This is a genomic window from Verrucosispora sp. SN26_14.1 (genome assembly GCF_004307965.1).
Taxonomy (GTDB): Bacteria; Actinomycetota; Actinomycetes; order Mycobacteriales; family Micromonosporaceae; genus Micromonospora.
The window spans coordinates 1-12800 of record NZ_SISL01000146.1 but is presented as its reverse complement, the minus strand read 5'-3'; the positions used below and the strand labels follow the sequence as shown (position 1 = coordinate 12800).

General features: G+C 70.7%; 10 protein-coding genes. 4 read left to right on the top strand and 6 right to left on the bottom strand.

Annotated features, from left to right (window positions below):
- On the bottom strand, positions 1–602 hold a 602-nt coding region (locus EYA84_RS33470; RefSeq protein WP_236145778.1), incomplete at its 3' end, for a MerR family transcriptional regulator.
- Positions 603–683: 81 nt separating this feature from the next.
- Between EYA84_RS33470 and EYA84_RS33465 the strand changes: the two genes are divergently transcribed.
- Positions 684–2246, top strand: coding sequence for a DUF6194 family protein (locus EYA84_RS33465; RefSeq protein WP_236145777.1), 1563 nt, complete (start codon positions 684–686; stop codon positions 2244–2246).
- 55 nt (positions 2247–2301) lie between these two features.
- Here the strand turns inward: EYA84_RS33465 and EYA84_RS15060 are convergent, their stop codons facing one another.
- The 5 genes from EYA84_RS15060 to EYA84_RS15040 all read right to left on the bottom strand — a co-directional run bounded on the left by EYA84_RS15060 (position 2302) and on the right by EYA84_RS15040 (position 9090).
- Positions 2302–2982, bottom strand: coding sequence for a DUF624 domain-containing protein (locus EYA84_RS15060; RefSeq protein WP_131053699.1), 681 nt, complete (start codon positions 2980–2982; stop codon positions 2302–2304).
- A gap of 150 nt (positions 2983–3132) precedes the next feature.
- Positions 3133–4749, bottom strand: coding sequence for an extracellular solute-binding protein (locus EYA84_RS15055; protein ID WP_236145776.1), 1617 nt, complete (start codon positions 4747–4749; stop codon positions 3133–3135).
- Between the two features lie 68 nt (positions 4750–4817).
- A complete protein-coding gene (locus tag EYA84_RS15050) occupies positions 4818–5741 on the bottom strand; it encodes a carbohydrate ABC transporter permease (RefSeq protein WP_131053697.1) in 924 nt (307 codons plus the stop codon).
- Positions 5738–6715 carry a sugar ABC transporter permease gene (locus tag EYA84_RS15045; protein WP_236145775.1) on the bottom strand — a complete coding sequence of 326 codons (978 nt, stop codon included), beginning with the start codon at positions 6713–6715 and terminating at the stop codon, positions 5738–5740. Before EYA84_RS15045 ends, EYA84_RS15050 begins: the two co-directional genes overlap by 4 nt.
- Positions 6712–9090, bottom strand: coding sequence for a glycoside hydrolase family 3 N-terminal domain-containing protein (locus tag EYA84_RS15040; RefSeq protein WP_131053696.1), 2379 nt, complete (start codon positions 9088–9090; stop codon positions 6712–6714). Before EYA84_RS15040 ends, EYA84_RS15045 begins: the two co-directional genes overlap by 4 nt.
- Positions 9091–9387: 297 nt before the next feature.
- On the opposite strand from EYA84_RS15040, the gene EYA84_RS15035 reads away from it, so the two are divergent.
- From EYA84_RS15035 to EYA84_RS15025, 3 genes are all read left to right on the top strand, one after another.
- The gene (locus tag EYA84_RS15035) at positions 9388–10416 is read left to right on the top strand and encodes a LacI family DNA-binding transcriptional regulator (RefSeq protein ID WP_131053695.1); all 1029 of its coding nucleotides are present in this window, start codon (positions 9388–9390) and stop codon (positions 10414–10416) included.
- 20 nt (positions 10417–10436) lie between these two features.
- On the top strand, positions 10437–11480 hold the full coding sequence (locus tag EYA84_RS15030) for an acetylxylan esterase (protein ID WP_131053694.1): 1044 nt from the start codon (positions 10437–10439) through the stop codon (positions 11478–11480).
- Positions 11481–11743: 263 nt separating this feature from the next.
- A partial coding sequence (locus EYA84_RS15025; protein WP_131053693.1) for an endo-1,4-beta-xylanase occupies positions 11744–12800 on the top strand: 1057 nt, incomplete at its 3' end.

Below are 12800 nucleotides of genomic sequence, written 5' to 3'. Positions count from 1 at the left end.
GACGCGGCGAGCGGCGCGGCGCCCCCGGCGGCGCGTACCCGGTCGAGCACGTCGGCGATGTGGTCGAGCCGGTATCCGCCGCGCCGCAGCAGATGGGCGAGTTCGGCGTCCCGCACGTCGTCGGGGGCGTAGACGCGGTAGCGGGTCGCCGGGTCACGGTCCGGTCGCAGCACGCCGGCCCGTTCCCACTTGCGCAGGGTCGCCGGCCGTACGCCGAGCCGGTGCGCCAGGGCACCGATCGACAGCTCCGCCCGGCGGGGCGCGTCGGGCGCGGCCCCGGTGAGGACCGCCACCGCCGTCTCGACCGCGTCCAGGGTCTCCCGGTCGCGGTGCAGCAGAGCGTGACCCTGGTCGATCACCCGCAACGCCGTGTCGATCTCGCCCCGGTGCACGGCGCGCATGATCTCGCCACTCGCCGCGTACCCGTGCCCCGGAATCAACGCCAGGTACGCGTCCAGGGCCCGGGCGTGCCGCTCGGTGTATCGGCGGTAGCCGCTCGGACTGCGCGGGGCGGGCGGCAGGACCCCGTCCCGCTCGTAGTTGCGCACCGCCTGGGCGGACAGGCCGTGCGGACGGGCCAGGTCGATCGGCCGACGTGTCACGCTGTTTGAGGGTTGCACCACGTTCACCGTGACAGTTTGCTCGAAAGTCTCAACGGGTGGTTCAGCGATACGGTCGATGGAGTGACGAATCTCCTGGACCTGCTTCCCGTACCGCCGACCCTGCTCGCGCTCGGCGAACCGACACACGGCGAATCCGCCTTCCTCCAGATCCGCACCGAGCTGTTCCTGGCGTTGGCGCAGCGGGGATACCGGTCGATCGCGTTGGAGAGCGACCGCGCCGCCGGCCTGGTCGCCGACGAGTTCGTGCAGGGCTCCGCCACGGTGACCCTGGAGCGTGCGCTCGCCGAGGGGTTCAGCCACGGGTTCGGTGACGCCCCGGCCAACCGGGACCTGCTGGTGCGGATGCGGGAGTACAACGCGGGGCGGCCGACGGCCGAGCGCCTGACGTTCCACGGCTTCGACGCCCCGCTGGAGATCACCGGTGCGCCGAGCCCCCGTGCGTTCCTGCTGCGGGTCTGCGAGTACCTGGGCCAGGACCGGACGGCCGAGATCGACTCCCTGGTGGGTGACGAGACCCGATGGAGCGACCAGGCGGCGATCTGGGAGCCGGGGCGGTCGGTCGGCGGCACGCCCGAGGCACAGCGTCTGCGGGTGCTCGCCGACGACCTGCTGACCGAGTTGTACCTGCACGCGCCCCGGAGGCCGGACGGCTGGCGGGCGGCGTACGCGCAGGCCACGTCGGCGGTCGCGGTGCTGCGTTACCACGCGGCGGCGGCCGCGCCGCTGGGCCGGGAGGAACGCTTCGCCCGACTGGTGGCGGTCCGGGCCGCGCTGATGGCGGAGAACCTGCTCGCGATCCGCGCGGCCGAGGCGGAGCGGGGCCCGACCCTCGTGTTCGCGCACCACCGGCACCTGCAACGCGACCCGGGCACGATGACGATGGCCGGCACCGAGGTCACCTGGTGCAGTGCCGGTGCGATCGTCGGCTCGCTGCTGGGCGACGGGTACGCGGTGGTGGTCGGCAGCCTCGGCGTCAGCCCGGCCCTCGGCATCGGGGAGCCCGAGCCCGACTCCTTCGAAGGAGCCCTCCAGCACGACGGCGACCTGCCCCGGTACGTCCCCGCTTCGACGGTGCGACCCGCCGGGAAACGGACCCACGACTACCGCTACTTCCCGCTGGAGCAGGCGACCGTCGACCACGCGGACGTGCTGCTGCACGTGCCGACCGGCACCGACCCGGCGATGCTCGCGGCCCGGATCCTGGCGCTGCCCGGCACCACGCAACTCGTGGCGAGCGAGGAGACCGGGGCGCCGGAGGGCGCCTGGGGCGACAGGTTCTTCTCCGTCGGCCCGGATCACCGCCGGCCGTTCGCCACCATCGTGGAACGCGACGTGCCCGGCTTCGACGAGGAGGCCGGACTCGACCGGCCCGGTGTCTTCCGGCTCAACCTCGACCTGGGACGGACCGAGTTCACGCGGCTGTTCGGCTTCCCGCCCGCCGACTTCCCGCAGCATCGACACGAGTACGACTTCGCCCGGCTGGACACCGTGCTGCCGCATCCCGCGTACGCCCGGCACGGCTTCGTCGGCATCGTCATGCCCGGCCCGCAGATGCTGCCCGAGGTCGACCGGCTGCTGGCGATCGCGCACGCCCGCGCCGTCGCCCGTCGCGCCGAGATGTAAGGAGGGGACCCCTGCTATACACGAGACGTTAGGAAGGGGCCCTTCCTTACATCCGTCACCGCACGAACTCCTCGCGGACCACGTCGGTCATCGGCACCGCGCCGCGTACCAGCGCCAGTGCCAGCAGCGACCCCAGGGCCGCGGTCGCCGCCTCCGACGCGACAAGCGTCAGCGCCGTCGCCGCCACCAGCAACAACGCGGTGCCGACCGCCACCACCGGCGTACGCAGCACGAAGTAACCGGCCAGCCGCAGCACGTCGCGCAGCCGGAACGCGAACAGCGAGGTGATGACCAGCGCGTTGATCCCGACCACGGCGACCCCGACACCGACCGCCACCAGCGGCACCACCCACCAGCCGGGAACTCCGGCCACCGGCAGGTTGACCAGGTTGACCGCGATGACGGTCAGCCACGCCAGCGTCGCCACCCAGACCAGCAGCGCACCGACCAGGTTGGCCCGGTAGCCGCGCCAGAACAGGCGACCCGGGTGCAGGTCGGTCAGGTCGAGGCGTTGGTGGTGCAGCGTGTAGAGCGCGGCGGACAGCGCCGGGCCGAGCGGCACCGCGCAGAGCGCGACCAGTGGCAGGTTGCTCGGGTGCCGTTCGAGCGCGAAGAGTGCGATCAGGCCGGGGGCCGCGCAGACCAGCAGCAGCACCTCGACCACCAGCAGCGTGTAGATCAGCGCGGCCCCCCGCGACAGCGGCCCGTCGCCGAACTCCCGCACCACGGCGCTCACGGCCGCTCCTGGCCGCGCAGGCGGCTCGCGTTCCCGCAGGGCGCGGTGTGGTCGACAACGGTGCGCATCCTCGTCCTCGGGGGCTCGCGGGGGCGGCGCGGGGAAAGTGGCCGGTCCGATCGCACCGACACGATCGGACCGGCCCCGGGGTCAGCCGTTCGCCTCCTTGTAGCGCGCGTGCGCCTTGTTCGCCAGCTCCACGTACGCGTCCATGTTCTTGGCCTTCAGCTCCGCCAGGTAGGCGTCCCACTGGCCGAGGTCCCGTTGGCCGAGGATGAACTGGAGGGTGGCCTGGTAGACGTGGTCACGCAGCGGCGTCTCCCAGAGCGACACCTGCTCGCGTTCCTCGTCGTTGAGCGGGTACGGCGGCGGCGGTGACTTCGGCGCACGGGCGTTCATCACCTGCTGGAACTCCTGCTCCTCGGGGGAGAAGAACGCCTGGACCAGCTCGGGCTTGCCACCGTAGGCGAACACGCCGTTGTAGAAGCCGAAGTCCTTCTGCAGGTGCTTGGGCGCGCTCGGGTTGAGGCCGATGACGTTGACGTCGGGTGCCAGCGTGGGCTTGCCGGAGGCGTCCTTGACGAAGGTGGTGCCCTCCACGCCCCACTTGGCGAACTCCTGGCCGGCGTCGGAATACCAGAGCCAGTCGACGAACTGCATCATGGCCACGAAGTTCTTGCTGTCCCGCGCCTTCGACGAGATCATCATGCCGTTCTCCAGCCGGCTGGAGGGGTTGATCTCACCGGCCGGTCCGACCAGCAGCGGGATCTTGGCGATCTTCGCCTTCGGGTTGGTCGCCGCCAGGTCCGGCCGGTAGTCGTTCACGACGGCCTGGGCGTTCGCGCTGATCACGAAGGACTTGCCGTTGGCGAGCTTCTGCCGGGCGGCGTCGTCGGTCTGGGTGAAGCTCTCCGGGTCGAGCAGCTTCTCGGCGACCAGCTTGTTGAGGTACTCCAGCACGTGCCGGTAGTGCTCGGTGGCGCCGGTGTACTCGAACTTCTGCGCCTGCGCGTTCCAGCTCATGTGCTGGAAGTTCCAGCCGGCGCCGTCCAGCCCGTGCGTGACGGCCAGCAGGTTGAGCAGGTTGCCGGCCGGGTTGGGCTGGCTCCACCGGTCGGAGAACGGGTAGACGTCCGGGTACGCGGCCTTCATCGCCTTGAGCACGGTGTAGAGCTCGTCCCAGGTCTTCGGGACCTCCAGGTTCAGCTCCTCCAGGATGTCGGTACGCATCGCCAGCGAGTAGTCGTGCCACGGCTTCTCGTGCAGACCGGGCAGCAGATAGAACTTGCCGTCCTGCTGGCGGAGCGTGTCGATCTCAGGCTGGAGGTTCCACTTCTCGATCTTCTCCTTGAGGTTCGGCATCAGATCGAGGTAGTCGCTGACCGGCAGGATCGCCCCGGAGGAGACGAACGTGTTCACGTCCGGCGGGTACGTCTTGGGGATCAGCAGGGGTGCGTCGCCGGCACCGATCAGCAGGCTGCGCTTCTGGTTGTAGTCGCTCAGCGGCACCGCGACCGGTTCCAGCGTGACGTTGGTCCGGGACGTCAGCTCGGACCAGAACAGCCAGTCGTTCTTCAACGGGTAGTTCGGGTGGTTGTTGTAGAGGACGGAGAAGGAGATCGGGTCGGTGGCCTTGAACTGCGTACCGACCGCGTAGTTCTCCATCGCCCCGGCCCGGTTCTCCGACAGGTCCTGGTTGTCGGACGGGTCGTCACCACAGGCGACGAGGGTGGAGGCGGTGAGCAGGGCGGCAGCGGCAATCGCCACCTGTCGCCACGATCTGCGGAACATGGCGGTCCTTTCGGTGTGGTGGGGAGCGGGGATGGAACCGCTGGTCAGCCCTTGACCGCGCCGAGCATGATGCCCCGGACGAAGTACCGCTGGACGAAGGGATAGACCAGGAGGATGGGCAGGGTGGTGAGCACGATGGTCACGGACTTGAGGGTCGCCTCGGCCTGCACCTCGTTGGCCTCGGCGATCGCGCCGACGTTCTCGGCGCCGGTGGCACCGGCGATCAGGTTGCGCAGGTACACGGTGACCGGCCACAGCTCCTGCTGGTCCATGTAGAGGAAGGCGGCGAACCACGAGTTCCAGAAGGCCACCGCGTAGAACAGCACCATGGTGGCGACGATGGCCTTCGACAGCGGGAGCACGATCCGCAGCAGGATGCCGTACGTGTTCAGCCCGTCGACGGCGGCGGCCTCCTCCAGGTCGTTCGGCAGGCTCTCGAAGAACGCCTTCATCACCAGCAGGTTGAACACGTTGATCGCGTTGGGCAGCGCGATGGCCCAGACGCTGTTCTTCAGGCCGAGGCTGGTGACCAGCACGTAGTTGGGGATCAGACCGCCGGAGAAGAACATCGTGAACACCGCGATGCCGACCAGCGCGCCGCGACCCTTCAGGTCCTTCTTGGACAGCACGTACGCGTAGCAGGTGGTGAGCACGATCGAGATCAGCGTGGCGGTCACCGTGTAGACCAGGGTGTTGCGGTAGTTCGTCCAGAACAGCGAGTCGGACAACACCAGGCGGTACGTGTCGACGGTGAACCCGCGCGGCACCAGGTTCACCTCGCCCGCGATGATGAACGCCTCACTGCTCAGCGAGCGGGCCACGATGTTGACGAACGGATAGAGCGTCACCAGCACGACCAGGGTCAACACGATCGCGTTGGCCACCTGGAACGCCCGGTAGCCCCGGCTCTGCCGGATGCCCCGTCGGCGGCGGGGACGGGACCGGGCGGTGGTGGAGTCGACGGTCACCACAGGCTCGTCCCCACCGTGCGACGGGCGATCAGGTTCGCCGACAGCACCAGGATCAGCCCGATCACGGCCTCGAACAGACCGATCGCGGCGGCGTAGCTGAAGTTGCTGGACCCGAAGCCCATCCGGAACAGGTACGTGGAGATCACGTCGGCGGTCGGGTAGGTGAGCGGGTTGTACAGCAGCAGGATCTTCTCGAACCCGACCGCCATGAACGTGCCGATGTTGAGGATCAGCAACGTCACCATGGTCGGCCGGATCCCCGGCAGCGTGACGTGCCAGGTCTGCCGCCAGCGGTTCGCGCCGTCGATGCGGGACGCCTCGTACAGGTCCTCGTCGATGGTGGTCAGCGCGGCCAGATAGAGGATGGTGCCCCAGCCGACGGTCTGCCAGACCTCGGACGAGATGTAGATGGTCCGGAACCACTCGGGGCGTTGCAGGAACGGCACCGCCTCGCCGCCGGCGGACGTGACCAGTGAGTTCACCGTGCCGTCCATGGAGAGCAACTGCATCACCATGGCGGCCACGATCACGATCGACAGAAAGTGCGGCAGGTACGACACGGACTGCACGAACCGCTTGAGCCGGCGGGCCCGGACCTCGTTGAGCAGCAGCGCCAGCACGATCGGCAGCGGGAAGCAGAACAGCAGGGTCAACCCGCCCAGCACCAGCGTGTTGGTGAAGACGTTCCAGAACGTCGGGTCGGCCAGGAACATCTTCACGTACCGCAGGCCGACCCAGTACTCGCCGAAGATGCTCCCGCCGGGCTGGAACCGGCGGAAGGCGATCACGTTGCCCAGCATCGGCAGGTACCGGAAGATCAGGAAGAACAGCAGCGGCAGGATCGCGAGCGAATAGAGCTGCCAGTCCCGGCGCAGCGCCCGCCGCCACGTGCGCCGGGTCGGGCGCGGGGTGCCGGGTGGGCGCGTCGGTAAGTCGGGGGCTGGTGCCGTCACCGAGGCCGGGGCACTCATCGCCGGCCCTGGGTGGCGGGCGTGACGTAAGCGCGGGAGACCAGTTCCCGGTCCGTGCCGACCTCGCGTTCGGCGCCCACCAGCCGCAGCGCCAGCCGTGCCACCGGGTCGCCGCTGGACCGGGCCAGCCGCAGCTCGACGTCCCCGGGTTCCACCACGCGCCGGCCGTGCAGTCCGGTGAAGGAGGTGACGTCGGCGGGAACCTCGAAGGTGACCCGGGCCGCCTCGCCCGGTCGCAGCGGCACCCGCGCGTACCCGACCAGGCGGACCACCGGTCTGGTGGTCTGCGCCACCGGATCGTGCAGGTAGAGCTGGACCACCTCGGTGCCGTCCCGCGCTCCGGTGTTGCGGACCGTGACGCCGACCGTGGCGGTGCCGTCGACCGGCCACGGCGTGGGACCGCTGTCCTCGGGGTCGGTCACCGCCGCGTCGTCCCACTCGAAGGTGGTGAAGCTCAGGCCGTGCCCGAACGGGAACGCGGGCGTCGGGTCCACCGACGACACCTGCGTCCGGTGGCCGAGCGGCGGGGAGAGGTACGTGCCGGGCAGGCCCCCGCCGTGCCGGGGGACGCTGACCGGCAGCCGTCCGGACGGGTCGACCTCACCGGTGAGCACCTCGGCCAGCGCCTGACCGCCGAGCTGGCCGGGGAAGAACGCCTGCACGACGGCGGCGGCGTCGGCCACCTGCGCGCCGAGCGCGTACGGCCGGCCGGAGAGCACCACCAGCACCACCGGCGTACCGGTGGCCAGCACCGCGCGGACCAGTTCGGCCTGGACGCCGGGCAGGTCGAGGTCGACGGCGTCGCAACCCTCGCCGGAGGTGCCCCGGCCGAACATGCCCGCCCGGTCGCCGACCGCCAGGACGCAGACGTCGGCCTCGGTGGCGGCCTGGACCGCCGCGGCGATGCCGGAGGTGTCGTCGCCGGTGACGGCGGTCCCCGGGTGGTACGTCAGGCGGGGGTGGCGCTGCTGGAGGGCCGTGCGCAGCGACGGGATCTCGACCCCCACGCCGTGCTCCGGATGGTGCACGCCCACGTGCAGCGGGAACGAGTAGCAGCCGAGCATCGCCATCGGGTCGTCGGCCACCGGGCCGATCAGGGCCACCTGCCGGTCGGCGGCGAGCGGCAGCGCGCCGTCGGAGTTGCGCAGCAGGACGACGGACTGGCGGGCCAGCCGCAGCGCGACGGACCGGCCGGCCTCGTCGTCCAGGCGTAGTTCGTCGACGTCGGCGGGCAGTTCCTGCCAGCCCTCGTCGAGCAGCCCCAACTCGATCTTCTGAATCAGGACCCGGCGCAGCGCGCGGTCGACGAGCGTCTCCGCGACGGCACCGGAACGGACCGCCGCCACCAGCGGGGGACCGTAGGCGTCCACGGTGGGCAGTTCCACGTCGATGCCGGCGCGCAACGCGAGACCGGCGGCCTCCCCGGCGTCGGCGGCCACCCCGTGCAGGCTCTGCAGGAAGCGGACCGCGAAGTAGTCGGCGACGAGGACCCCGGCGAAGCCCCACCGGTCGCGCAGCACTCCGGTGAGCAGCTCCTCGTCGGCGGCCACCGGCACCCCGTCGATCTCGGCGTAGGAGTGCATCACCGAGCGGGCGCCACCGAGCCGCAACGCCATCTCGAACGGCGGCAGGATCACGTCGGCGAGTTCCCGGCGGCCCATCGGCACCGGCGCCAGGTTCCGCCCGCCCCGGGAGGCCGAGTAGCCGGCGAAGTGCTTGAGGGTCGCCACCACCCCGGCCCGTTCCAACCCCCGTACGTACGCCGCGCCGGTGGTCCCGACGAGGTACGGGTCCTCGCCGATGGTCTCCTCGGTGCGTCCCCACCGGTAGTCGCGGGTCACGTCGAGCACCGGGGCGAGTCCCTGGTGGATGCCGGCCGCCCGCATGGACCGTCCGATCCGGTCGGCCATCTCCTCGACCAGTTCCGGGTCGAAGGCGGCGCCCCAGCTCAGTGGTGCCGGGTAGACGGTGGCCCGCCAGGCGGCGAAGCCGGTCAGGCACTCCTCGTGCACCTGCGCCGGGATGCCGAAGCGGCTCGCCGCCACGATCTGCGCCTGGCTGGCGGCCAGCGACCGGGCGCCGAGGACCGGATCGACCGGTGCGGTGCCGAACGGTCGGGTCAGCTGCCCCAGGCCGTACCGGATCGCCTCGCGCCAGGGCGGAGTGTGCTCGACCATGTCGGTCTGGTGGGGCGCGACACCCTCGCCGGAGGCGTCGGCGCCGACCCAGAGGCCGACCAACTGGGCGACCTTCTCCTCCAGCGACATCAGCGGGATGAGCGCGTCGGCCCGTTCGTCGGGGCGCCGCGTCGGGTCGCGCCACCGATCGTCGTCCGGTGACGTCAATCGATCGTCGACAGGTAGCTGACTCGTCATGCGAACCCCTCTGGCCGCACCGGGGCAGGTCGTTCCGGCAGGCCACACGGACGCCGCTGCGGACGGCGATTCTCGATAGTTTCGGAAACCAGTTCGTCACCTGTGTCGGGAACCTATGGGTGTCGATGGAGTGTGTCAAGGGCTCACGAACCGACTGCCCACACGGTTCCCACAGGGCAGGCAAGCGATTTCCGGACCTTCGTGCATGCTCCCGCCATATCGACTGTCGTCGTCGCCAGTGGAGGGATCCCGTGCTATGGTTCCCCGAAATTTTCGGGATCGTTGCAGAGGGTCGGTATGACGGAGAACCGATCGCCGGACGTGCTCGGCCCCACCACCATCGCGACCATCGCCCGGGAGGTGGGGGTCTCGGCAGCGACCGTCTCGAAGGTTCTCAACGGCCGGTCCGACGTGGCTGCCGGCACCAGGGCGCGGGTCGAGGCCAGTCTGGAGCGACACCGGTATCGTCGCCGCGCCCGACGGTCCCCGGGTGCGGGACAGATCGAGCTGGTGTTCCACGAGTTCGGTTCGGACTGGGCCCTGGAGATCATCCGTGGTGTCGAGGCCGTCGCCGCCCTGCCTCCGGTGAACCTGGTGCTCTCCCAGCTCGGCGGGGCACGTCGACCGCCGCAGTCCTGGGTGGACGCGGTGCTCGCCCGGCGCCCGCTCGGCGTGCTGCTGGTCATGTGCAACCTGACCGACCAGCAGCGACGACGGTTCGACCGGCAGTCGATCCCGGTGGTGGTGATCGACAACGACAGCGCCAGCGTCGCCTCGGTGCCGGCGGTCGGCTCGAACAACTGGAACGGTGGGCTGCTGGCCACCCGTCACCTGTTGGAGCTCGGCCACCGGCGGGTCGCGGTCATCTCCGGTCCGCAGGACGTGCTCTGCGCGCGGGCGCGGACGGCGGGGTTCCGCTGCGCGCACGAGGAGATGGGCGTACCCGTCGCACCCGACCTGGTCCGCTTCGGCAACTTCCACGTCGACGCCGGCTACACCCACGGCATGCAGTTGCTCGATCGCCCGGACCGCCCGACGGCCGTCTTCGCCGGGTCCGACCTCCAGGCGATGGGGGTGCTGCGCGCCGCCCGGCAGCTCGGCCTGGACGTGCCCGGGGACCTCTCCGTGGTCGGCTACGACAACCTGCCCATGTCGGCCTGGATCGGACCCGCGCTCACCACCGTCCACCAGCCGCTGCGCGACATGGCCGGTACGGCGACCCAGATGCTGCTCGACCTCGCGAACGGGGTCGCGCTGCCGACCAGCCGCATCGACCTGGTCGCCGAGTTGATGATCCGCGAGAGCACCGCCCCTCCACCCACCTGAGCGACCTGCTGCGAGGTGCCATGCCCCTGTTCGACCTGCCCCTGGACGACCTGCGACGGTATGCCCCGGCCGTGCCGGAGCCCGCCGACTTCGACGCCTTCTGGCAGGACACCCTGCACGCGACGGCGGCGACACCGGTGCTCATCGACGTCCGGCCCGAGCCGACCGACCTTCGTCTCGTCGACAGCTGGGACGTCACGTTCGCCGGGTTCGCCGGGGAGCCGGTCCGGGCCTGGTACACCCGCCCCTCCGGGGTGGACGGACCGCTGCCGGTGGTGGTGGAGTACGTCGGCTACGGGCGTGGCCGGGGCCTGCCGCACGAGCGGCTGACCTGGCCGGTGGCCGGGTACGCGCACCTGCTGATGGACGCCCGGGGCCAGTCCGGCCTCTACGGCCTGGGTGACACGCCCGACCCGCACGGCGCGACGCCCGGCGGGCCGACGCCGGTGACCCGGGGCATCCTGGCACCGGAGGGCTACTACTACCGCCGGCTCGTCACCGATGCGGTCCGGGCCGTGCACGCCGCCCGTGCCCTGCCCGGCGCCGACCCGGCGCGGGTGGTCGCCGCCGGCAACAGCCAGGGCGGGGGACTGGCGCTGGCCGTCGCCGGTCTGGTGCCCGACCTCGCCGCGCTGGTCACCTCCGCGCCGTTCCTGTGCCACGTGCAGCGGGCCATCGAGATCACCGACGCCGGCCCGTACGGCGACATCGTCACCTACCTCGCGGTGCACCGGGAGGCGGAGGCGGCGGTGCGGCGCACCCTGTCCTACGTCGACGGGGTCAGCTTCGCCCGGCGGGCCCAGGCGCCCGCGCACTTCGGGATCGGCCTGCGGGACACCGTCTGTCCGCCGAGCACCGGTTTCGCCGCCTACAACCAGTACGGTGCCGCCACCGGCGGTCCCGCCCCGCAGCGGAGCATGCACGTGTACCCGTTCAACGGCCACGAGCACGGCGACGCGACCCACGTGCGCCGTCAGCTGCGGTGGTTGGCCGACCTGTTCTCCGGGGCGGTGGACGGGCCCGGGGCACCGAAACTTCCGGAGACGTCGGTCGGGACCGGCTGAGGGCCTGGCCACAGCGTGATCCCGCTGTGGGACGCGCCGCGCTCCGGTTCCGCAGGGCCGAAAGTGTGTCGACGCGCGTTGAGCTTTCCGACGTGTTTCGATACTGTTTTCGATACAACAGCCTCGATCTACTCATGGTGGCGGGCTGCAGGCACCGACCGGCGCGGCTCACGGGCAACCGCGCAGACGGCGGGAGCCACCATGTTTGGGCAGTAGTCGGGGCCGGCTTCCATCAAGCACGGCTTCGTCGAAAGGCTCATGCCATGAACAACGCCTTCGCCCGCGGTAGCGGGCGTCCGGCTCCCCGACTGCGGCCACGCATCGCGTTGGTCGCTGCCGCCGTCGGTCTCGCCCTCGTCTCCACCAGCGTGGTGGTGGCCTCCAGCGCGAGCGCCGCGACCACCCTGGGCGCCTCGGCCGCCGAGAAGGGCCGCTACTTCGGCGCGGCCGTGGCGGCCAACAAGCTCTCCGACTCCACCTACGTCGGCATCCTCAACCGCGAATTCAACTCGGTGACCGCCGAGAACGAGATGAAGATCGACGCGACGGAGCCGCAGCAGGGGCAGTTCAACTTCGCCAACGCGGACCGGATCGTCAACCACGCCATCGCACGCGGCATGTCCGTCCGGGGGCACACCCTGGCCTGGCACTCGCAGCAGCCGGGCTGGATGCAGAACATGTCCGGCACCCAGTTGCGCAACGCCATGCTGAACCACGTCACCCAGGTCGCCACCTACTACCGGGGCAAGATCCACTCCTGGGACGTGGTGAACGAGGCGTTCGCCGACGGCAGCAGCGGCGCCCGCCGCGACTCCAACCTCCAGCGCACCGGCAACGACTGGATCGAGGCGGCGTTCCGCGCCGCCCGGGCCGCCGACCCCGGCGCCAAGCTCTGCTACAACGACTACAACACCGACGACTGGACCCACGCCAAGACCCAGGCCGTCTACCGGATGGTCCAGGACTTCAAGCAGCGGGGCGTGCCGATCGACTGCGTCGGCCTCCAGTCGCACTTCAACGCCAACTCGCCGTACCCGGGCAACTACCGGACCACGCTCTCCAGCTTCGCCGCCCTCGGGGTGGACGTGCAGATCACCGAGCTGGACATCGAGGGCTCCGGCACCTCGCAGGCGAACGCGTACCGCGGCGTGGTCACCGACTGCCTCGCCGTCGCCCGCTGCACCGGCATCACGGTGTGGGGCATCCGGGACACCGACTCGTGGCGCTCCGGCGGCACCCCGCTGCTCTTCGACGGCAGCGGCAACAAGAAGGCCGCGTACAACTCGACGCTGGAGGCCCTGAACGCGGGCGGCACCACCC